At 66.0% G+C, this 22103-nt stretch carries 19 protein-coding genes; 7 read left to right on the top strand and 12 right to left on the bottom strand.

Features of this window, described 5'->3' with window-relative positions:
- Positions 1–237 precede the first annotated feature (237 nt).
- The 4 genes from gabD to glaH all read right to left on the bottom strand — a co-directional run bounded on the left by gabD (position 238) and on the right by glaH (position 5604).
- Complete coding sequence (gene gabD, locus G9C89_RS22000) at positions 238–1686, bottom strand: NADP-dependent succinate-semialdehyde dehydrogenase (protein ID WP_172152245.1); 1449 nt, start codon at positions 1684–1686, stop codon at positions 238–240.
- A 76-nt stretch (positions 1687–1762) separates the two neighbouring features.
- Complete coding sequence (locus G9C89_RS21995; RefSeq protein ID WP_172152243.1) at positions 1763–3130, bottom strand: aspartate aminotransferase family protein; 1368 nt, start codon at positions 3128–3130, stop codon at positions 1763–1765.
- 162 nt (positions 3131–3292) lie between these two features.
- Entirely contained in the window at positions 3293–4534 is a 1242-nt protein-coding gene (gene lhgO, locus G9C89_RS21990; protein WP_172152241.1) for an L-2-hydroxyglutarate oxidase, read from the bottom strand.
- A 92-nt stretch (positions 4535–4626) separates the two neighbouring features.
- On the bottom strand, positions 4627–5604 hold the full coding sequence (gene glaH, locus G9C89_RS21985) for a glutarate dioxygenase GlaH (protein ID WP_172152239.1): 978 nt from the start codon (positions 5602–5604) through the stop codon (positions 4627–4629).
- A 169-nt stretch (positions 5605–5773) separates the two neighbouring features.
- Here glaH and csiR point away from each other — a divergent pair, with 169 nt between their 5' ends.
- Positions 5774–6466 (top strand): DNA-binding transcriptional regulator CsiR, encoded by a 693-nt coding sequence (csiR, locus tag G9C89_RS21980; RefSeq protein WP_172152237.1) that lies wholly within the window; start codon positions 5774–5776, stop codon positions 6464–6466.
- A gap of 76 nt (positions 6467–6542) precedes the next feature.
- On the opposite strand, the gene G9C89_RS21975 is transcribed toward csiR, so the two are convergent.
- The 7 genes from G9C89_RS21975 to G9C89_RS21945 form a co-directional block, all read right to left on the bottom strand.
- Complete coding sequence (locus G9C89_RS21975; RefSeq protein WP_172152235.1) at positions 6543–7313, bottom strand: IclR family transcriptional regulator; 771 nt, start codon at positions 7311–7313, stop codon at positions 6543–6545.
- A gap of 73 nt (positions 7314–7386) precedes the next feature.
- Positions 7387–8067, bottom strand: a complete 681-nt coding sequence (locus G9C89_RS21970; protein WP_172152233.1) for a sarcosine oxidase subunit gamma — start codon at positions 8065–8067, stop codon at positions 7387–7389.
- Between the two features lie 2 nt (positions 8068–8069).
- Positions 8070–10976 (bottom strand): 2Fe-2S iron-sulfur cluster-binding protein, encoded by a 2907-nt coding sequence (locus G9C89_RS21965; protein ID WP_172152231.1) that lies wholly within the window; start codon positions 10974–10976, stop codon positions 8070–8072.
- On the bottom strand, positions 10973–11281 hold the full coding sequence (locus G9C89_RS21960; RefSeq protein WP_172152229.1) for a sarcosine oxidase subunit delta: 309 nt from the start codon (positions 11279–11281) through the stop codon (positions 10973–10975). The genes G9C89_RS21965 and G9C89_RS21960 overlap by 4 nt, the downstream gene beginning before the upstream one ends.
- 10 nt (positions 11282–11291) lie before the next feature.
- Positions 11292–12533: an FAD-dependent oxidoreductase gene (locus G9C89_RS21955; protein ID WP_172152227.1), complete on the bottom strand. Its 1242-nt coding sequence runs from the start codon at positions 12531–12533 to the stop codon at positions 11292–11294.
- A gap of 76 nt (positions 12534–12609) precedes the next feature.
- A complete protein-coding gene (gene purU / locus G9C89_RS21950) occupies positions 12610–13476 on the bottom strand; it encodes a formyltetrahydrofolate deformylase (RefSeq protein WP_172152225.1) in 867 nt (288 codons plus the stop codon).
- Between the two features lie 182 nt (positions 13477–13658).
- Positions 13659–14954 (bottom strand): NAD(P)/FAD-dependent oxidoreductase, encoded by a 1296-nt coding sequence (locus G9C89_RS21945; protein WP_172152223.1) that lies wholly within the window; start codon positions 14952–14954, stop codon positions 13659–13661.
- A gap of 108 nt (positions 14955–15062) precedes the next feature.
- On the opposite strand from G9C89_RS21945, the gene G9C89_RS21940 reads away from it, so the two are divergent.
- Positions 15063–15842, top strand: a complete 780-nt coding sequence (locus G9C89_RS21940; RefSeq protein WP_172152221.1) for an IclR family transcriptional regulator — start codon at positions 15063–15065, stop codon at positions 15840–15842.
- 14 nt (positions 15843–15856) lie between these two features.
- Here G9C89_RS21940 and G9C89_RS21935 read toward each other — a convergent pair whose 3' ends face one another.
- The gene (locus tag G9C89_RS21935; RefSeq protein WP_172152219.1) at positions 15857–16456 is read right to left on the bottom strand and encodes a helix-turn-helix domain-containing protein; all 600 of its coding nucleotides are present in this window, start codon (positions 16454–16456) and stop codon (positions 15857–15859) included.
- Between the two features lie 239 nt (positions 16457–16695).
- Here G9C89_RS21935 and glnT point away from each other — a divergent pair, with 239 nt between their 5' ends.
- The 5 genes from glnT (at position 16696) to folD (ending at position 21929) form a co-directional block, all read left to right on the top strand.
- Complete coding sequence (gene glnT / locus G9C89_RS21930) at positions 16696–18030, top strand: type III glutamate--ammonia ligase (protein WP_172152217.1); 1335 nt, start codon at positions 16696–16698, stop codon at positions 18028–18030.
- 63 nt (positions 18031–18093) lie between these two features.
- Entirely contained in the window at positions 18094–18999 is a 906-nt protein-coding gene (locus G9C89_RS21925; RefSeq protein WP_172152215.1) for a class II glutamine amidotransferase, read from the top strand.
- A gap of 12 nt (positions 19000–19011) precedes the next feature.
- The gene (locus tag G9C89_RS21920; RefSeq protein ID WP_172152213.1) at positions 19012–19695 is read left to right on the top strand and encodes a GltB/FmdC/FwdC-like GXGXG domain-containing protein; all 684 of its coding nucleotides are present in this window, start codon (positions 19012–19014) and stop codon (positions 19693–19695) included.
- Positions 19696–19705: 10 nt separating this feature from the next.
- Complete coding sequence (locus tag G9C89_RS21915; protein ID WP_172152211.1) at positions 19706–21028, top strand: FMN-binding glutamate synthase family protein; 1323 nt, start codon at positions 19706–19708, stop codon at positions 21026–21028.
- 1 nt (position 21029) lies between these two features.
- On the top strand, positions 21030–21929 hold the full coding sequence (gene folD, locus G9C89_RS21910; protein WP_172152209.1) for a bifunctional methylenetetrahydrofolate dehydrogenase/methenyltetrahydrofolate cyclohydrolase FolD: 900 nt from the start codon (positions 21030–21032) through the stop codon (positions 21927–21929).
- Positions 21930–22103: the final 174 nt, after the last annotated feature.

Genomic DNA, 22103 nt, shown 5'->3' with positions numbered 1-22103 from the left:
TGATGGTAAGCAGGCGGGTGGATAAAGAATTGCTGCTGGCGGCCCTGTCTTTTGTCATCCAGTGAACTGGGTGGGGCGCCGCGCGGCGTGCCGGAAAAACCCTAGGGTGCGCTATGCGCACCAGAGTGAAAGGAGCAAGTGCGTAGCCAGGATTGCATCCGGGCTACAAAAAAATGCTGCTCACCTGATTAAGTGAACAGCATTGCAGGTAAGCCCGTGATCAGGACCGGGGTCGGCTCAGATACCGAGGCACAGGTACTTCAGTTCGAGGTAGTCCTCGATGCCGTACTTGGAGCCCTCGCGGCCCAGGCCGGACGCCTTGACCCCGCCGAACGGAGCCACTTCGGTGGAGATCACCCCGGTGTTGATGCCGACCATGCCGTACTCCAGCGCCTCCGCCACACGGAACACGCGGCCGAGGTCGCGAGCGTAGAAGTAGGAGGCCAGGCCGAATTCGGTGTCGTTGGCCATGGCGATGACGTCGGCCTCGTCCTGGAAGCGGAACAGCGGCGCCAGCGGGCCGAAGGTCTCTTCCTTGGCGACCGCGGCATGGTTCGGCACGTCGACCAGGATGGTCGGCTCGAAGAAGCTGCCGCCGAGACTGTGCGGCTTGCCGCCGGCCACCAGCTTGGCGCCTTTGCCGAGGGCGTCGGCGATGTGTTCCTGGACCTTGGCCACCGCCTTGGCGTCGATCAGCGGGCCGGTGGTGGTGCCGTGTTCCAGGCCGTTGCCGATCTTCAGCTTGGCCACGGCGGCTATCAGCTTGTCGACGAAGGCGTCGTACACCCCGTCCTGGATATACAGGCGGTTGGCGCACACGCAGGTCTGGCCGTTGTTGCGGTACTTGGAGATCAGCGCGCCTTCCACGGCGGCATCCAGGTCGGCGTCGTCGAAGACGATGAACGGCGCGTTGCCGCCCAGCTCCAGCGACACCTTCTTGATGTCCTGGGCGCACTCGGCCATCAGCTGGCGACCGATCTCGGTGGAGCCGGTAAAGGTCAGCTTGCGCACGATCGGGTTGCCGGTCAGCTCGCCGCCGACCTCGCCGGCGCTGCCGGTGACCACGCTGAACACGCCAGGCGGAATCCCGGCCTTTTCCGCAAGAGTCGCCAGGGCCAGGGCGGAGTAGGGGGTCTGCGAAGCCGGCTTGAGCACCATGGTGCAGCCGGCAGCCAGGGCCGGGCCGGCCTTGCGGGTGATCATCGCCGAGGGGAAGTTCCACGGGGTGATCGCCGCGGTGACGCCGATCGGCTGCTTGAGCACGATGATGCGCTTGTCCGGCTGGTGGCCGGGAATGGTGTCGCCATAGATGCGCTTGGCTTCTTCGGCGAACCACTCGAGGAAGGAGGCGGCGTAGGCGATTTCGCCCTTGGCTTCACTCAGCGGCTTGCCCTGTTCGATGGTCATCAGGCGGCCGAGGTCGTCCTGGTTTTCCATCATCAGCTCGAACCAGCGGCGCAGCTTGCTCGCCCGTTCCTTGGCGGTCAGCGCGCTCCAGGCCGGCAGGGCGCGCTCGGCGGCCTCGATGGCGCGGCGGGTTTCCGCGCGGCCCATCTTCGGTACCGAACCGATGATCTCGCCGCTGGCCGGGTTATTCACGGCGATGGTCTGGCCGCTGTCCGCGTCGAGCCAAACGCCGTCAATATAGGCTTGCTGGCGGAACAGGTGGGCGTTTTTGAGTTGCATGGCGGGCTCCGGTAGTCGGTGGCTGCGGTCTATTGTTGTAGTCGCTTCGATAGGCAGGCCATCGGCCTGCCCGGGTTCAGCCAACCCATCTGCTGGTGTCGTCGAGGGACCTGGCGAAGCGCTGCAGGATCAGGCCGATCTCCGCTTCGCTGACGATCAGCGGCGGGCAGAAGGCCACGGCATCGCCCATGGCGCGGGTGATCATGCCGTGCTCCTGGGCCCGGGCGGCCATGTGCCGACCGAGGGTGCCGAGGCTCTGGTGCGGCGCCTTGGTGGCGCGATCGCCTACCAGTTCGACCGCGGCGATCAGGCCGCAGCCGCGAACCTCGCCGACCAGCGGGTGGTCGGCAAACTGCTGCAGGCCGGCGTGCAGCAACTGGCCCATCTGCGCGGCGTGCTCGACCAGGCGCTCCTCCTCGATGATCTTGAGGTTTTCCAGGGCCACGGCGGTGGCCACCGGATGGCCGCTGCCGGTGAAGCCGTGGCCGAGGGTGCCGAGGCTCTGGCTCTGGTCGGCGATGCCCTGGAACACCCGGTCGTTGATCAGGATCGCGGCGATCGGCTGGTAGGACGACGACAGCTGCTTGGACAGCACCATGATGTCCGGCTGGATGCCGAAGGTCTGGCTGCCGAACATCTGCCCGGTCCTGCCGAAGCCGCAGATGACTTCGTCGGCGACCACCAGGATGTCGTGGCGGCGGCAGACCCGCTGGATCTTCTCCCAGTAGGTGCGCGGCGGCACTATCACGCCGCCGGCGCCCATCAACGGTTCACCAATGAAGGCGGCGATGGTCTCCGGGCCTTCGGCGAGGATCTTCTGCTCCAGTTCGGCGGCCAGGCGGTCGGCGAACTGCTCCTCGCTCTCGCCTGGCTGGGCACAGCGGTAATGGTGCGGGCAGCCGACATGCAGGAAGCCCGGCAGCGGCAGGTCGAAGCCGCGCTGGTTGCCGGGCAGGCCGGTCAGGCTGGCGCTGGCCACGGTGATGCCGTGGTAGCCGTTGACCCGGCTGATGAACTTCTTCTTGGCCGGTTTGCCGAGGGCGTTGTTCAGGTACCAGACCATCTTGACCACGGTGTCGTTGGCTTCGGAGCCGGAGTTGGTGAAGAACACCTTGCTCATCGGCACCGGCGCCATCTCGATCAGTTTCTCGGCCAGCTCGATGCTCGGACGGTGCGACTTGTGGCTGAACAGGTGATAGAACGGCAGGGTGCGCAGTTGCTGCTCGGCGGCGGCGATCAGGCGCTGGTTGCTGAAGCCCAGCGCCGCGCTCCACAGGCCGGACATGGCCTCGATGTAGCCCTTGCCCTGGTCGTCATACACATAGATGCCTTCGCCGCGCTCGATGATAAGCGGGCCGACTTCCTGGTGCAGGCGGGCATTGGTGTAGGGGTGCAGTTGGTACTGGATGTCTTTTTCCGGCAACGAGGAAACTGGCTGGTTCATGGCACGCTCTCGAGGTGAGTGGTCAGGCGCGGCTGGCCTGGCGATCAAATGGATTGGGGTGAGTGCCCGCGGACAGGCGCATGAGCCACAGGCTACGTGGCGGCAGGGGCGCCTGGATTGTCGCTGGGTGCATTGCTTTTTCGCTCCTGGCGTACTGCCGTTCTAGGCGTGTGCCGCTGCCTCTTGCCGGGTTTTGTTGAAGCCCGGCAGGGCCAGCAGTTGCGCGTCGACCTGTTCGATGATGTAGGCGCCGATCGGCAACGCCGAGGTCGCCGCCGGCGACGGGGCGTTGCAGACGTTGACGCTGCGCCGGGTGTTGCGGAACAGGAAGTCCTCGATCAGCTTGCCGTCCCTGGACACCGCCTGGGCGCGCACCCCGGCCGGGTAGGGCTGCAGGTCCTTGACGGTGAGGCTGGGGCAGTACTTGCGCACTTGCTGCAGATAGCCGCGCTTGAACAGCGAGTTCTTCATCTCGCTCAGGCCGGGACGCAGGTTGTCGCGCAGCACCTTGCGGATGCCCGGGTCGCCGAGCATGGCCAGGGTGTCGGCCAGGGAGAAATCGCGCTTGCGATAGCCCTCGCGCTTGAGTGCCAGCACCGCGTTCGGGCCAACGGTGACGCTGCCGTCGATCATGCGGGTCAGGTGCACGCCGAGGAACGGCATGGACGGGTCCGGGATCGGGTAGATCAGGTGGTTGACGATGCGGTTGTGCTGTTCCGGCAGGCGATAGTATTCGCCGCGGAAGGGGCAGATGCTGAAACCCGGGTCGAGCCCGAGCAGGCGCACCATGCGGTCGGCCATCAGCCCCGAGCAGGTGATCATCAACCGGCAGCTGAAATCGCCCGCCGCGGTCTGCACCAGCATTTCCGTGGGGCGCTCCTGCAGGCCGACGACCTCGCTGGCATAGCGGATTTCACCGCCGCGCTGCTGGAACTCGCGGGCCATGGCGGCGGTGACTTCGGCGTAGTCGACGATGCCGCTGGAGGGCACGAATATGCCGCCGATGCCGCTGATGTTCGGCTCGCGTTCGCGCAATTCGCCGGCACTCAGCCAGTGCCGCTCCAGGCCATTGGCCGCGGTGCGTTGCCACAGCGCCTGCATGCGCTGCATTTCCAGTTCGTTGGTCGCCACCAGCAGCTTGCCGCAGGCGTCGTAGCGAATCCCCTGCTGATCGCAGAAGGCCTTGGTTGCGCGGTTGCCCTCCAGGCAGAACCTGGATTTCAGGCTGCCCGGCGTGTAATACACGCCGGCGTGGATTACGCCGCTGTTGTGGCCGGTCTGGTGCATGGCCGGCGCCGTTTCCTTCTCCAGCAGCAGCATGCGGCTGTCGGGATAGGCCTGGATCAGCTGCATGGCGGTGGACATGCCGATGATGCCGCCGCCGATGATGATGAAGTCGTACATGCCGTTGCCTGCGATCTTGGGGTGGATGCGCGAGAGCGCCGGCCTTGCAGTCGGCAGGCTCTCGACAGGGGAGCGGAGTGACGGGCGCCGATTCACTGGCGCGGGTTGCGCAGCACCTTGGCGTGAGTGAAGTAGCCGCGCTGGCGCATCAGTTCCCGGCGCAGGCCGGGGTGGGCGGTGAAGCGGTCCCGGCCGTGCAGCCAGAAGTGATTGTTGATCAGCAGGAAGCTGCCCACTGGCACCGGGACTGACAGCTTGTGCTGGCTGGTTTCCAGCGATTCGCACAGATCGGTCAGCCAGTTGCCTTCCTCGAAGTTGCGCGGCTGCACGAACTGATCGATGTAGCTGATGATCGGCCGGCCCTGGTTGTCGGTGTCGAACACCGCATGGAACACGTCCTTGTCGACCTTCTTGCTCGGCGGCGCGGTCCAGCGCATGTCGCGCCGCGCCAGCGGGTGGCTGTTGAAGGCCTGCAGCTGCTCCCAGTCATCCAGGTGCAGCAGCAGGGAATTGCCGCCCTCCATGTGCTGCTCGTCGATCTTCATCATCAGCACGTAGTCGGTGTCCTGCTCGACGAAGGTGCCGTCGGTGTGCAGTTCCATCACCCGGTGCGGCTGGCGCAGGTAGCTGTCGGAATTATCGACGTTCTCCACCACGAAACGTGCGTAGTACTGGCCGCTCATGGCGTCGTAGTTGGAACGGCCAAACAGGTGGGCCACGGCCGTGGCCAGTTTCACCATGTCGTCGGCCTGTTCCACGCTATTCAGGCCGTACGGGGTGATCAGCAAGCCACCGCTGTCGCGATCGACCAGGGTGTTGATCAGCACCGGCTGCAGGGTGCCTTCGCACAGCTCGTCGAGCAGCTTGGCCGCGCGAAAGCGCAGGAACGACTTGTATTCCAGGGCCTGCACCGGCCATTCGGCCATGGCCGCGAGAAAGGCCTCGACCGTGGTGTGGCTGAAGGTCAGTTGCAGCAGGCGCGGCGAGTATTGGCTCGGGCCGAGGGTGAAACCCTTGAGCTCCTGCGGCAGCGGGACAACTAGATCTTTGACGGGAATAAAGCTGGTCATGGCGATTCTCCTGGGCGGGGAGTGCAGCGGTGTGGATGACGTAATGTCGATTAAGATTGAAAATATCGACATTTTTAAAATGTGTCAATAAAAGTGTGCCTTACGGATGCAAGCAGTTCTTGTCGATTGATTCGGTATGATGGCGGCGTATGCCAAAGGGGCTGTTCAGATGGAAGCACCAGTTTTTCGGGAAAACTTCGCCGTGCGTGGCTATGACGTGCTCAAGCGGGACATCATTCGCGGGCTGTTCAAACCCGGCGAGAAACTGCTGATGAGCGGGTTGAAGGAGCGCTACGGACTGGGCGTCGGGCCGTTGCGCGAGGCGTTGTCACAACTGGTGGCGGAGCGCCTGGTGGTCGCCATCAGCCAGCGCGGCTATCGGGTCGCGGCCATGTCGCTGAGCGAGTTGGCGGATATCTACGACGCCCGCGCCAACCTCGAGGCTATGCTCCTGACCCTGGCGATCGAGCGCGGTGACGACAGCTGGGAAGCGGAAATCCTCGCCCGCGCGCACACTCTGGGCAAGGTCGTCGAGGTGCGCAACGCCGAAGAAATGCTCAGCCTCTGGGATGCCCGACACAAGGCCTTCCACGAGGCCATCGTGGCGGGTTGTGGCTCGCCGCACCTGTTGCAGGTGCGTGCATCGTTGTTCGATCAGGCCGAGCGCTATCGCCACCTCTGGTTGCAGCACACGGTGTTTTCCGAACAGGCATTGCAGGCCAAGCGGCATGAGCATGCGGTGCTGGTCGAGGCGATCCTGGCGCGCGATGCCGAGCGGGCCAGCCGCATCATGCGCGAGCACCTGCTCGGGCCGGTGCCGATCATCAGTGAGCTGATGCAGGCGCAGGGGCTGTCGGGTTGAGAGCTGGTGAAAAAACGCTCGCCTGCTGCGAACGCTCCCAGGTGCTCGCTGCTGGCGTCTCGATCAAGCGCCGTCGTTAGCGGACGCTGGCGCCGAGTTCGCGCGAGATGCCGCGGGCGCACTGCTGCAGCGCCTCGCGGTAGCTGTCGCGGGCGGCGCTGTTGTCCATCACCGCTTCCGGGCCGGACAGGTTGATGGCGGCCACCACGGCGCCGAGGTGGTTGTGGATGGCGCAGGCGATGGCGGTCGAGTAGTCCGAGCGGTGCAGCACCCAGCCACGCTCGCGGTCGCCTTTGATGAGCTGGCGCAGTTCGGGCAGGGTCTTGGGCGCGGGCGGTGGATAGTCGTCGAGGCGCACATGCTGGTAGAGGCTGTCCAGCTCCGTCTCGCTCAGGCCGGTGAGCAGCATCCGGCCCATGGCCGTGCAGTGGCAGGGAATGCGCGTGCCGATGGGGATGTTCACCGACAGCCGTTGGGCGGCGAAGGCGCGGTACAGGTAGAGGCTGTCGGTCTGTTCGCGGATCGACAGGTGGCAGGACAGCGAGGTGCGGTCGCGCAGGGCATTCAGGTAGGGCAGGCCGACATCGACCAGGTCGCGGCTGGTCAGGTAGCTGAAGCCGTCGCTGACCACCTGCGGCCCCAGTTCGTAGCAGTTCTTGCCGAGTTTGCGCAGGTAGCCCATCTCGCACAGGGTGTGGACGATGCGGTAGATGGCCGACACGCTGACGTCGAGCTGCTCGGCGATCTCGCCCATGCCCAGGGTGCGTTGCCGGGCGCCGAACATCTGCAGGATGCTTAGGCCGCGCTGCAGGGCGGGGACCATGTAGTCGTGTTCGCCGGTGGTCATGCTTGGGCTCCTTGGAGGCTGGTTGGGCGGACACTGCGCTGCATGTCCGCCACTCGGGGAGGCGCTGGGTCGCTCACAGCAGCCCGTCGACTCCCGCCGGTTTGCCGCCGAACTCGGCCATGGCGTCGAGCAGGGCGTCCCAGAAGTAGTTGGCCGAGGCGCGGTCGCAGAGGATCTGCAGGCACGGCAGCTCGCCTTCGGCCAGGTTGATGAGGATGACGTTGATCCGCGCCGCCGAGGTTTGCGCCACCGCACCGGGCGGGAAGGCTTGCGCGCGCAGGTCGACGCCGCACAGCTTGGCCATCACCTCGGCGCAGTGGGCGCCGGTCAGCAGCAACCAGGCATGGCTGTCCTGGCGCGGCAGTAGGTAGTTGGCCGTCGCGCCGAACTGCCAGGCACGCTCTTCCTCGGCGATGCGCCCGCCAGCGTCGTGCAGGCTGCCGAGCAGCAGGTACTCGTTCTGCGACAGCCGTGCGACCCGGCTGCCATCGGTCTGGGTCAGCGCCTGGTTGGGCGCCTGCGGCAACTGGTAGCCGCGCTGGCGCAGGTAGTCGGCGCTGTGGGCGCCGCGAAAGCCGACGCGCGCCAGGTTGCTCAGGTCGAGCAGGGCGCAGCGCTGCAGTTGCGCGCGCTGGTCATCCGCGCCGTAGCGGGCGACGATCACAGCGTTACCCAGCCCGCCGAGGGTTGCCCCCGCGTGGCGGTGGGATAGCGGGCTGCGTTCGCGAAAATCCCGGGCTTGCAGAGTGGCCATGATCAAAGCTCCTGACGTTTGGTTGCGGGGTCGTAGAACGGCAGCCTGACCACCGTGGCGTGGACCATCTCGCCGCCTTCGACGCGGATCGGGATCTGCCCGCCCGGCGTGGCCTGGTCGGCGGCGCAGTAGGCCAGGCCGATGATCTGGTCGACGGTCTGCGAGTATTCGCAGGAGGTCACGTTGCCGCTGATGTCGCCGCCCTTGAGTACCAGATGGCCTTCCAGCGGTTTGCTGGAGCCGGCCGGCAGGCTGAAACCGACCAGCTTGCGCTTGAGCGGCTGGGCCTCGAGGATGGCCATCGAGCGTTTACCGACGAAGAACGGCTTGTTGCGCGCGATCGCCCAGCCCATGTCGATCTCGGCCGGGTGGGTCATGCCGTCGGTGTCCTGGCTGATGATCACGTGGCCTTTTTCCAGGCGTAGCAGGCGCTGGGTTTCCACGCCGAACGGGCGGATGTCGAAGTCCTTGCCGGCGTCCATCAGCGCATCCCAGAGTGCTTCGCCGTAGCGTGCCGGGACGTGGATCTCGTAGCCCAGTTCGCCGACGAAGCCGACCCGCAGCAGGCGCGCTTGAATCCCGGCCACCGTACCCAGGCGCACGCCGAGGTAGGGGAAGCCCGCGGCCGACAGGTCGACATCGCTGCACAGCTTGGCCAGCACCTGGCGCGAGTCCGGCCCGGCCAGATTGACCGCGGCCAGGGCCGCGGTGACGTTGGTGATGTCGACGTCGAGGCGCCACTGCGCGTTCCACTTGAGCATCTGCTGGTAGATGCGGTCGACGCCGCTGGTGGTGGCCGAGACGTAGAAATGCTGGTCGGCGAAGCGGGCGCAGACGCCGTCGTCGATCACCACGCCGTCTTCTGCGGTCATCAGCGCGTAGCGCGAGCGACCCACGGGTTGCTTGAGGAAGGCGAAGGTGTAGAGGCGATTGAGCAGTTCCGCCGCATCCGGGCCGCGCACGTCGAGACCGCCGAGGGTGGAGACGTCGATCAGGCCGACCTTTTCGCGCACATGGCGCGCCTCGGCCTGCATGCAGGCGTCACGCTCTGCGGCCTTGCCATAGAACGCCGGGCGCTGCCAGATGCCCGCGGGCATCATCTTGGCCCCGGCTTCGAGGTGGCGCTGGTGCATGGGCGTCTGCCGCGCCGGGTCGAAGCCGCGACCGGCTACGTGGGCGAGTTTTTCCGCGACGAAGGGCGGGCGGGAGGTGGTCACCCCGGTTTCGCTGACACTGCGGCCGGTGGCCTGGGCCACCAGGCGCGCGGTCGACAGGGCCGAATGGCGGCCTTGGGACGGGCCCATGCCGACCGTGGAAAAGCGCTTGACCAGTTGCACGTCACGGTAGCCGTGGCGGGTCGCGTTGATGATGTCGCGCACCTGCAGGTCTTCGTCGAAGTCGACGAACTCCTTGCCTTTGGGGTGCGGGAAGATCGGCCAGTCGAAATTGACCCTGGGCTCGGCGAGCCGCTCGCTGCTGCCTTCAGCCGCCGCCAGGCCCAGGCGGCTGACGGCGTTGGCCGCCGCCTGACGCGCGTCGCTGAGTACGTTGGCGAGCAGATGCTGGCCATTCACCGAACCGGCCACGCCGAGGTTGTCCGGCAGGCCGGTGAGGGCGAAGGCGGCCTCGCGGTCGTCGTAGCTGAGCTTGCCACCGGCCTGGCATAGCAACTGGTAGACCGGCATGTAGCCGGCGGACATGCACAGCAGGTCGCAGTCGATCCGCTGGCTGGTGGCGTCCACCTGGCCCTGGCCGACGATCCGGCGCACCTCCACGCCGCTGATGTGGCGCATGCCTTTGCCGTGCAACGCTTCATACACGGTGCTGCCGCTGTGGCAGGCAATGCCGCGGCTCTGCAGGGCGGTGATCAGTGCGCCATTGCCCGGTTGCGCGCGCATGTCGAGCAGCGCGGCGACAGTCACGCCCTGCTCATGCAGGTCGAGGGCGGCCAGGTAGCCGTCGTCGTTGCCGGTCAGCACCACCGCGCGCTGGCCGGGTTTGACCGCGTAGAGTTTCATCAGGCGCTGGGCGGCGCTGGTCAGCATGATCCCGGGCAGGTCGTTGTTGCGAAACACCACCGGCTGGTCGAAGGCGCCAGCGGCGACGATGCACTGCCTGGCGCGCACCTTGTACAGGCGATTGCCCTGAATCACCGGCAGGAAGTTGTCGGTGAACCAGGCGTTGCAGGTGGCCTCGCTGAGGACACGGATGTTGGCGTGGCTCGCGACGGCCTCGAGCAGCTCGCGGCCCAGCCGTTGCGCCTGGTCGCCGTCGATGTCGAAGCGCGCCCAGTTCAGTGCGCCGCCGAGCAGCGCCTGTTGCTCGATCAGCAGCACCTTGGCCCCGGCATTGGCGGCGCTCAGTGCGGCTTGCAGGCCGGCCGGGCCGGCGCCGATGACGGCAACGTCGGTGAACAGAAACGCCTTGTCGTGGTACTGCGGCTGGAAGTGCAGATCGAGCACGCCGAGGCCGGCTTTCTTGCGAATCAGCGGCTCCCAGACTTTCCACATGCCCTTGGGCTTGTAGAACGAGCGGTAATAGAAGCCGACCGGCATGAACTTGGCGAAGTGGCCGAGCAGCGCATCGCGGTCCTTGTCCAGCGAGCCGGAAAAATTCTGCCCGCTGACGCTGAGGCCGTGGCTGAGCGGGTGCATGTCGGCCAGCACATTGGGTTCGCTGGGCAACTGCACCAGGGTGTTGGCGTCCTGTCCGGCCATGCTCAACGGGCCGCGCGGACGGTGGTACTTGAACGAGCGCGAAAGCAACCAGCGGCCGTTGGCAAGCAGGGCGCTGGCGATGCTGTCGCCCTGGAAACCCTGGTAGGGCTGACCATCGAATTCGAAGGTGAGCGGCTGATCGCGCTCGATCAGCAAGCCCATGGGCGCGGGCAGACGGCTGAGCGAAGTCATACGCTGGCCTCCTCAAGTGTGGCCGGCGCGGCGAAGTCGACGCGCTGGTTGAAGAGTTCTTTGGGGTCGAAGGTGCGGATGATCTCGTCGGTGACCGTGTGGCGTTCGGCGAGGAACCAGTAGCTGGAGGCGTTGTGCAGCCACCACTCGGTGACCACGCCGGCACGGTTGTCGCTGTTGAATACGTAGGCGGCCCATTCGGCATCGCTGCACAGGGTCGGGGCGGGCATCTGCTTGAGTTCGCCGCCGTAGCTGAACTCGCTGATGTTGCGGGGGCCGTTCAGGGGGCAGGGCATGATCTTCATTGCGCGTTCCTCAGTGACTGGCCGCCGTGGCGCCCATCTCGTTGACCTGCTGGAAGGTCGAGAAGCGTTCCAGGGCGAACGGCTTGATCAGGTCGGGGGTCTTGCCGCCGCTGGCGACCAGCTCGGCCATGGTCTTGCCGCAGATCGGCGTGGCCTTGAAGCCCCAGGTGCCCCAGCCGGCGTCGAGGTAATAGTTGTCCACCGGCGACAGGCCCATGATCGGGCTGTAGTCCGGGGTCATGTCGGTGATCCCGGCCCATTGGCGCATCAGCCGCGCGTTGGCCAGGAAGGGGAACATCTCGATGGCGTGGGCCAGCAGGCTTTCCTTGAGTTCCAGGGTCGAGCGGGTGTTGTACAGCGGGTAGGGGTCGGAGCCGCCGCCGAAGACCATTTCGCCACGGCTGGTCTGTTGCACGTAGCAATGCAGCGCGCTGGAACTCACCAGCGGGTCGAGGAACGGCTTGAATGGCTGGGTGACCATGGCCTGCAGCGGGTAGCTGTGGATCGGCGCACGAATCCCGGCCTTGGCCATCAGCAGCGAGCTGTGACCGGCGATGGCCTGCACCGCGCAGGCGCATTTCAGCGTGCCGCGGTTGGTCTTCACCGCGGCGATCTTGCCGTGCTCGACCACCAGGTCCTGCACCTCGGTGAGCTGGTGGATCTCCACGCCGAGCTTGGCGGCCTGCTTGGCGTAGCCCCAGGCCACGGCGTCATGCCGCGCGGTGGCGCCGTCGATGTGCCAGAGGCCGGCGATTACCGGCAGGTGGCCGGGGTCGAGATTGAGGCTCGGCACCAGTTCGCGGATCTGCTGGCGGTCGAGCATCTCGGTACGCCCGCCGAAGTGCTTGTTCACCTCGGCGCGCTGGCGGAAGGCGCGCACCGTGGCATCCGTGTGGGCCAGGGTCAGCTGGCCGCGCTCGGAGTACATAATGTTGAAATCGAATTCGTTGGAGAGGTTCTGGAACAGCTTCACCGACTCGCTGTAGAAGCGCACCCCTTCGCTGGTCAGGTAGTTGGAGCGGATCACCGCGGTGTTGCGCGCGGTGTTGCCGCTGCCCAGGTAGGACTTCTCCAGCACCGCGACGTTGGTGATGCCGTGGTACTTGGCCAGGTAATAGGCGGTGGCCAGGCCATGGCCGCCACCGCCGATGATGACCACGTCATAGCTCGACTTGAGTTCGCGCGGCGGCGGCAGATCGACCTCCACCGGGTAGTCGGACGACAGGCCGTATTTCAGCAGGTTGTAAGGCATGCGGCCTCCTGGTGGGCGTGGGACGCGAGAGGTTGACGGGGGCCGCCTGGCCCCGGCTGCAGCGCACAGGCGGTGTTCACCGGAAGATCACCGTCTTGTCGTGGTTGAGGAACACCCGGTGCTCGGTGTGGTACTTGACTGCCTTGGACAGCGCGACGGTTTCGGTATCGCGGCCGATGGCGACCAGGTCATCCGGCAGGTAGCTGTGATCCACGCGCTGGATTTCCTGCTCGATGATCGGGCCTTCGTCGAGGTCGCCGGTGACATAGTGGGCCGTCGCGCCGATCAGCTTGACGCCGCGCTCGTAGGCCTGGTGATAGGGCTTGGCACCCTTGAAGCCGGGCAGGAAGGAATGGTGGATGTTGATGGCGCGCCCCGAGAGTTTCTTGCACAGGTCATCGGAGAGGATCTGCATGTAGCGCGCCAACACCACCAGTTCGGTGCCGGTCTCCTCGACGATGCGCAACAGCTCGGCTTCCTGCTGCGCCTTGCTGTCCTTGGTCACCGGCAGGTAGATGAAGCGAATGCCCATGCGCTCGGCCATCGGGCGCAGGTCCAGGTGGTTGGACACCACGGCGGTGATCTGCATGTGCATCTCGCCTTTCTGGAAGCGGTAGAGCAGGTCGGACAGGCAGTGATCGTATTTGCTCACCATCAGCAGCACGCGCATCGGCGTGACCGTGCTGTGCAGCTCCCAGTCCATGTCGAAGCCTTCGGCGACCGGCATGAAGCCCTGTTCGACTTCGGCGATGTCACCATGCACGCCGGAGTTGAAGCGAAACACCGCGCGCATGAAGAAGCGCCCGCTGAACTCGTCGTCGAATTGCGCCATCTCGCTGATGTAGCACTTCTGTTCGGCCAGGAAGGTACTGACCGCGGCAACGATGCCCGAGGTCGCCGGGCAACTGATCTTGATGATGTATTGGTTCGGGGCGTGGTGCATGGCGTCCTCGTCGGGAATCGGGGGCGGTTTTTCTCGCTGGCAAAAGAGAAATTCATCCGCGAATAAAATTAACCAAAAGGAATATATATTTCTTGTGGGGATTTTTATAAGCGAATGAAAGTCGCGCGTCTATACCTGTGGGGAATTATTTTGTCCTGCTGGGAATGTTTTTCAACGGCCTGCTACAGGCGGCTGAACCGAAAAGGAGTGGGGTCGACCAGCGGCGTATCGCCGAGCAGCAGGTCGGCGGCCAGGCGCCCGGCACCCGGCGCGATGCCGAAGCCGTGGCCGGAATAACCGGTGGAGAGGAACAGGCCGGGCAGTTGCTCGACCGGGCCGATCACCGGGATGGCGTCCGGGGTGACGTCCATGACCCCGGCCCAGCTCTGCGCCACGCGCAGCGTGCGGAAGAAGGGCAAGACCCGGCCCAGCTCCTCGCGCGCCTCGGCGAGAATCGCCAGGCTCGGTTGCGGGTCGAGCACCCGGCACTGTTCGAAGGGGCTGGGTCGATCCAGCGCCCAGCGGCTGGGTTGGCGCAGTTCATCGATAAAGGAGCGGTCCAGGCGCAGGCGCAGCTCGCGGTACTGTTTGCCCAGGGCCGGCAGGAAGTCGGCGAAGTAGCGCAGGCTGTCCGGGGTGATCGGCGCCAGGTTGCCATTGCGCTGGGCGATGGTGTAGCCGCCGTCCTGGCGCTTGCGCACGGCGAAGCGGCTGGCGCCCACGGCAAGCTCGGGGCCGCCGGGCATCGGCTCGCTGCGCAGCACCGAGGCCACGACCTTCAGTTGCGGCAGGCGAATGCCCAAGTTGCGGCAGAACAGCGAGGACCAGGCGCCGCCGGCCAGTACCACCTGGCTGCAGCGCAGCCGGCCGTGCTCGGTGATAACCCCGCTCACCCGGCCGGCCTCGATGTCCAGGCCCCGTACCGCGCAGCGGGTGATCAGCTTGGCGCCCAGGCGCTGGGCGGCGCGGGCAATCACGACGCTGGCGCGCTGCGGCTCGGCGCGGCCATCCAGCGCGGCGTGCAGGGCGCCCGCCCAGCCGGCGCGGGCCGCGTCTGGCAGCACGCCGGCCAGCTCGCGCCGTTCCAGCAAGCGGGCTTGGGCGCCATAGTGGCGCGCGCCCTCCAGCCAGTCGGCTTGCTGCTGCAGCTGGCGCGGGTTTTCACAGGCGTAGAGGATGCCGCTGCGCTGAAAACCCAGGCCTTCGCCCATTTCCTCCTGCCAGCGTTGCCAGATCTGCAGGCTGGCCAGTGCCAGGGGGATTTCCGCCAGGTCACGGCCCATGCTGCGGCACCAGCCCCAGTTGCGCGAGGACTGCTCGGCGGCGATCTCGCCCTTTTCCAGCAGGGTGACCGGGATGCCGCGGGTGGCCAGCCAGTAGGCGGTCGCCACGCCGATGATGCCGCCGCCGATGATGGCGACTTCGCTCTGCGCGGGCAGCGTTGATGAAGGGTCCAGGCGTTCGATCTGCGGGTACATGGTGCGGCTCTCCGGGCGATTGGTTCAGGCGCAAGCCTGGCGCCGGCGATGGGGCGCGCAACTTGCATCGGCGCCGCTCATGGATGTTTATCAACAGGTGAGAAAAACATGACGAGCCGTATCGGCATCGGTGGCACCCAGAGCCTGGAACGCGCCTTTCAGTTGCTGCGCGTGCTGGCCGCGGCTGGCGCGCAGGGCGCCGATCCGGGCGAGCTGGCCGTCGCCTGTGGCTGTTCGCGGCCCACCCTCTACCGCCTGTTGCAGGCGTTGCGCCGCCAGGGCTTTGTCCGCCCTGGCCAGCGGCGCGGGCGTTATGAACTGGGTTACGAGTTGTTTGCCCTGGGGGCTCAGGCGGCTAATGCCGGCGGGCTGCGCGAGCTGGCGCGGCCGGCGTTGCTGCGCCTGGCACAGCGCTTTGGCGACAGTTTCTTCCTGCTGGTGCCGGACGGTTACCACGTCCTGTGCCTGGACTTGCTCGCCGGCAACCAGCCGGTGCAGAGCTACAGCGCGGCGGTAGGCGGGCGCATTCCCATGGGTGTGGGGCAGGCCTCGCAGGTGCTGCTGGCACACCTGCCGCGCGCCGCGCGCAACGAAATTCTGCAGCACAACCAGGCGGTGTTGCGCCTGGATTACGGGCTGGATGCCGAGCTGATTGCGGCGAGCCTGGACAGCGTGCGCCGGTTGGGCTTTGCCAGCGGTCTGGCCGACCGCCGCCTGCCGGGTTACACCGGCCTGGCGGTGGCGATTGTCGATGCCGGCGGGCAGGTGCTCGGCGCATTCAGTTGCGCCCTGGCGCGACCGCGCATGACCGAGGCGCGGCGCCAGGCACTGGCCGTCGCCATGCAGGACGAAGTGCGCAGCCTGCTGACGCGCTGCGCGGCTGGCTAAAGCGCTGTGCGCGCCTATTCCTTGCCGTAGTTCATGATCGACAGCAGGCGGATCGGCACCTGCACCAGTTTTTCCGGGCCATGCGGTACTTCGCCGTCGAAGGTCAGGCTGTCGCCAGGGGTCATGCTGTAGAGCTGATCGCCATGGCGGTAGACCAGTTCGCCTTCGAGCAGGTGGAGGAACTCGGTGCCGGGGTGCGAGAAGGTGGGGAATTCCTCGCTGGCGTCATCCATGGTCACCATATAGGCCTCGAAGGTCTTCTTCGGGCCACGGGTGTGGTTGAGCAGGTGATAGGTGTGGCCCTTGTCGGTGCCGCGGCGCACCACCTCCAAGCCTTCATCGGCCTTGACCAGCAGGGCGCCGCTGCCTTGTTGATCGTACTGGCTGAACAGCTTGGACATCGGCATGCCGAGCACGTCGCACAGGCGGCTCAGGGTATCCAGGCTGGTCGACACCTGGGCATTTTCGATCTTGCTGAGCATGCCCTGGCTGATGTTGGCGATGCGGGCCACATCGGCAATCTTCAGTTCCTGGGCCTGCCGCTGGCGACGGATCTGCATGCCCAGATACTGCTCGAGTTTGAGGCGTGGATGCACTTCGTCAGTCTTGCGCATGTTGCGTTGCACCTTATAGGTTCAGGAATAAAAATTTCGCACCAGTAATGTGCGAGAGTTTTCCCCGGAATACTCAGATATTCCGCGCATGAAACCATTTTTCTCCTGTGAATAGAAGCAACCCGCGTTTTTGCTGGCGTGGCGCTCTGTCAGGGGCAGGTTGGCAAGTTGTTTGCATTTCTTTTGGGGAAAGTAAAATTCCCACGCGGAATATAAAGCGACCCACCAGGAGGCAGGCCATGTTGCCTAGCGAGACTCAGCGAATCATCGATCAGCACGCTATCAAATATGTGCTGGCCCAGTTTGTCGACATTCATGGCGCCGCCAAAACCAAGTCGGTGCCGGTCAGCGGTCTGCAAGCCGTGGCCGAGGCGGGCGCCGGCTTTGCCGGTTTCGCCATCTGGGGCATGGGCATGCAGCCCCACGGCCCGGACTTCATGGCGCGCGGCGATCTCTCGACGCTGATCCCGGTGCCCTGGCAGCCGGGCTACGGGCGGGTGGTGTGTGTGGGTCATGTGAATGGCCAGCCGCATCCGTATGACAGCCGTTACGTGCTGCAGCAGCAGGTGCAGCGCCTGAGCGATCGCGGCTGGACCCTGAATACCGGCCTGGAGCCGGAATTCAGCCTGTTTCGCCGCGATGCCGACGGCAAGCTCAAGCCGGTGGATGCCAGCGACAAGCTGGAGAAGCCTTGCTACGACTACAAGGGCCTGTCGCGTTCGCGCGAGTTTCTCGAGCGCCTGACCGAGTCCCTGCAGCCGGTGGGGTTCGACATCTACCAGATCGACCACGAAGACGCCTGCGGCCAGTTCGAGATCAACTACACCTACAGCGACGCGCTGGAATCGGCCGACCGCTTCACCTTCTTCCGCATGGCCGCCGGCGAGATCGCCAACGACCTGGGCATGATCTGCTCGTTCATGCCCAAGCCGGACCCCAAACGGGCCGGCAACGGCATGCATTTCCATCTGTCGATCGCCAGCGCCAGCAGCAACAACCTGTTCTTTGATGCCAGCGACCCGAGCGGCATGGGCTTGTCGAAACTGGCCTATCACTTCCTCGCCGGCCTGCTGGCGCACGGTCCGGCGCTGTGCGCCTTCGCCGCGCCGACGGTGAATTCCTACAAGCGTCTGGTGGTGGGCCGCTCGCTATCCGGCGCGACCTGGGCACCTGCCTTCATTGCCTATGGCGACAACAATCGCTCGGCGATGCTGCGCATCCCCTACGGGCGTATCGAGTTCCGCCTGCCGGATGCCGGCTGCAATCCCTACCTGGTCAGCGCCGCGATCATCGCCGCCGGCCTCGATGGCATCGACCGTCAGCTCGATCCGGGCCAGGCCTGCAACGAAAACCTCTACAGCCTGAGCCTGGAAGAGATCGCCGCGCGCGGCATCCAGACCCTGCCACAGAGCCTCAAGGAAGCCTGCGATGCGCTGGAGGCCGACCCGCTGTTTGGCGAGGTGCTCGGCCCGCAGATCGTCGACGAGTTCATCAAGCTCAAGCGCATGGAGTGGGTCGAGTACAGCCGCCACGTCAGCGACTGGGAAATCGAGCGTTACACCGAATTTTTCTGATTTTGCGCTGCCCGCCAGGCCGCGGGCAATCGCCAACACCCTTAGGTTTCAGGAGTTACCAACATGTGTGGAATCGTAGGTCTGTACCTGAAGAACCCGGCGCTGGAATCCCAGCTCGGCAAGCTCTTCGAACCCATGCTGCTGGCCATGACCGATCGCGGTCCGGACAGCGCCGGCTTCGCCATCTACGGCGACGAAGTGCGCGCCGGCTGGATCAAGCTGACCCTGCAGAGCGCCAGCAGCGACTATGACTGGAAAGCCCTGATGGGCGAGCTGGAAGGCTGCCTCGGCTGCTCGCTGGACTGGTTGCAGAACGCCAGCGCCGCGGTGCTGAAGACCAATGCCGGCGAAGCCGCGGTGCGCGCCGCGCTGCTCGAACTGGCCCCCGGCGTGCGGGTCATGAGCGTCGGCCAGAGCATCGAGATTCTCAAGGGCATGGGCCTGCCGCAGGACATTGCGCAGCGCTTCTCCCTGGCCAAGATGCAGGGCAGCCACATCATCGGCCACACCCGCATGGCCACCGAAAGCGCGGTGACCATGGAAGGCAGCCACCCGTTCTCCACCGGCATGGACCTGTGCCTGGTGCACAACGGCTCGCTGTCCAACCACTTCCGCCTGCGCCAGGAACTGCGCCGCCACGGCATCGAGTTCGAGACCGACAACGACACCGAAGTGGCCGCCGGCTACCTGACCTGGCGCCTGCGCCAAGGCGACAGCCTCAAGGCGGCGCTGGATCACGCCCTGGAAGACCTCGATGGCTTCTTCACCTTCGCCATCGGCACCCGTGACGGCTTCGCGGTGATCCGCGATCCGATCGCCTGCAAGCCGGCAATTCTGGCCGAAACCGACGACTACGTGGCCATGGCGTCCGAGTACCAGGCGCTGGCCAGTCTGCCGGGTATCGACAACGCCAGGGTCTGGGAGCCGGAGCCGGCCACCATGTACATCTGGGAACGCCAGTCCGCCTGAGGAGCGCACACCATGAAAACCATCGACCTTTCCAGCGCCAGCGTGCGCGATTTCAATCAGGCGCTGCACGACCAGGCCAGGCAGCTCGACGAGCGCGAGTGGCTGGTCAGCAACAGCGGCGGCAAGCACAACCTGGCCGTGGGCGTGAACCAGGCCCTCGACATCGTCATCCAGGGCCACGCCGGCTACTACTGCGCCGGGATGAACCAGCAGGCCAACATCACCGTGCACGGCAACGTCGGCGTCGGCGTGGCGGAAAACATGATGTCCGGCAGCGTGCGGATCAAGGGCAGCGCCTCCCAGGCCGCCGGTGCCACCGCCCATGGCGGCCTGCTGGTGATCGAGGGCGATGCCGGCGCGCGCTGCGGCATCTCCATGAAGGGCGTCGACATCGTGGTCGGCGGCAGCATCGGCCACATGAGCTGCTTCATGGGCCAGGCCGGCCGCCTGGTGGTCTGCGGCGATGCCGGCGACGCGCTGGGCGATTCGCTCTACGAGACGCGCATCTACGTCAAGGGCACGGTCAAGTCGCTGGGTTCGGATTGCATCGAGAAGGAGATGCGTGCCGAGCACCTCGAGGAACTCGCCGAGTTGCTCGATCAGGCCGGCTTCGCCGCCGACCCGGCGAGCTTCAAGCGCTACGGCTCGGCCCGCCAGTTGTACAACTTCAAAGTCGATAACGCGTCCGCGTACTGAGGATCACACCATGAGCGAGAAACAACCCCCGGTCCTGCGCGAGTCCGCGACCTTCGACCGCCTGACCATCCAGGAAATCCAGCGCGCCGCGGAAACCGGCATCTACGACATCCGCGGTGGCGGCACCAAGCGCAAGGTGCCGCATTTCGACGACCTGCTGCTGCTCGGCGCGTCCATGTCGCGCTACCCGCTGGAAGGCTACCGCGAGAAGTGCGGCACCGACGTGATCCTCGGCAACCGCTTCGCCAAGAAGCCAATCCACCTGAAGATCCCGGTGACCATCGCCGGCATGAGTTTCGGTGCGCTCTCGGCCAACGCCAAGGAAGCCCTCGGCCGCGGCGCGACCATCGCCGGCACCAGCACCACCACCGGCGATGGCGGCATGACCCCGGAGGAGCGCGGCCAGTCGCAGCACCTGGTCTACCAATACCTGCCGTCGCGCTACGGCATGAACCCGGACGACCTGCGCAAGGCCGACGCCATCGAGATCGTCCTCGGCCAGGGCGCCAAGCCGGGCGGCGGCGGCATGCTGCTGGGCATGAAGGTCACCGAGCGGGTGGCGGGCATGCGCACCCTGCCGATCGGCGTCGACCAGCGCAGTGCCTGCCGTCACCCGGACTGGACCGGCCCGGACGACCTGGCGATCAAGATCGCCGAGATCCGCGAGATCACCGACTGGGAAAAACCGATCTACGTGAAGATCGGCGCCAGCCGTCCGTATTACGACGTCAAGCTGGCGGTCAAGGCCGGCGCCGACGTGATCGTGCTCGACGGCATGCAGGGCGGCACCGCGGCGACCCAGGAAGTGTTCATCGAGCACGTCGGCATCCCGATTCTCTGCGCCATTCCGCAGGCCGTGCAGGCGCTGCAGGAGATGGACATGCACCGCAAGGTGCAACTGATCGTCTCCGGCGGCATCCGCACCGGCGCCGACGTGGCCAAGGCCATGGCCATGGGCGCCGACGCGGTGGCGATCGGCACCGCCGCGCTGATCGCCCTCGGCGACAACCACCCGCGCCTCGACGACGAGTTGAAGAAGCTCGGCTCCGCCGCCGGCTTCTACGACGACTGGCAGAACGGCAGGGACCCGGCCGGCATCACCACCCAGGACCCGGAACTGGCCAAGCGCCTGGATCCGATCGAGGGCGGTCGGCGGTTGGCCAACTACCTGCGCGTGCTGGTGCTGGAGGCACAGACCATGGCCCGCGCCTGCGGCAAGTCGCACCTGCTCAATCTCGATCCCGAGGATCTGGTGGCGTTGACCGTCGAATCCGCTGCCATGGCCCGCGTGCCATTGGCCGGTACCCGCTGGGTGCCGGGGCAGGGCTACTAGCATGGCGGCGACCAGTGTTGAGTGTCCGCTTGAACACGCCAGTGCGCGCCTGCTCGATGGCCGCGGCCTGGCGCTGCAGGTGCGCGCCCGGGTGGCCGCCGAGGTAGCCGAGCATATTGCCCATGGTGGCCTGGTGCCCGGCCTGGCCGTGGTGCTGGTCGGCGAGGATCCGGCTTCGCAGGTTTACGTGCGGCACAAGATCACGGCCTGTGAGGAGGCGGGCATTCGCTCCTTCAGCAATCGTCTGTCCGCGCAGACCTCGGAAGCCGAGCTGTTGGCGCTGATCGACCGGCTCAATCAGGATCCGCTGGTGCACGGGATTCTCGTGCAGCTGCCGCTGCCCGCGCAGATCAATGTGCAGCGCGTGCTGGCGCGGATTCAGCCGGGCAAGGACGTCGACGGTTTCCACCCGGAGAACCTCGGTCGCCTGGCGGCCGGTTTTCCGGCGTTGCGCCCGTGCACGCCGAAAGGCTGCATGCGTCTGCTCGGCAGTGCGCAGATCGACTGCCGCGGCAAGCTGGCGGTGGTGATCGGTGCCTCGACCATCGTCGGTCGGCCGATGGCGCTCGAGCTGTTGCGCGCCGAGGCGACCGTGGTGGTGGCGCACAAGAAGACCCGGGATCTGCCGAGCCTGGTGCGTCAGGCCGACATCCTGGTGGTCGCCACCGGGGTGCCGGGGCTGGTCAAGGGCGAGTGGATCAAGCCCGGCGCGGTGGTGCTGGATGTCGGCATCAACCGCCTGGCCGACGGCACGCTGACCGGCGACGTGTGCTTTGCCGAGGCACGCACCCGCGCCAGCTGGATTACCCCGGTGCCCGGTGGCGTCGGCCCAATGACCATCGCCTGCCTGCTGGAGAACACCCTGGAGGCGGCGCAAAACGGCTGCTTCGCTGCTGTCTAGGGCCGTGGTCCGGGGGCACTGATCAAGGCGCTTGGCGATTTCAGCGGCGCATAGCCGAGCGCCGTAGTTTTTCAGCGGCCTGCTCGCAAACAGTGGGGGCAATCGACGCCGGGCTCTTGCCCGGCGTTTTGCCTTGTCTGCGGCGGTTGGCGGCACCTGGCCGGTTCATCCGGC

The organism is Pseudomonas tumuqii (assembly GCF_013184545.1).
Taxonomy (GTDB): Bacteria; Pseudomonadota; Gammaproteobacteria; order Pseudomonadales; family Pseudomonadaceae; genus Aquipseudomonas; species Aquipseudomonas tumuqii.
The sequence above is the reverse complement of the archived record's forward strand: the minus strand, read 5'-3'. Positions and strand labels throughout refer to the sequence as shown.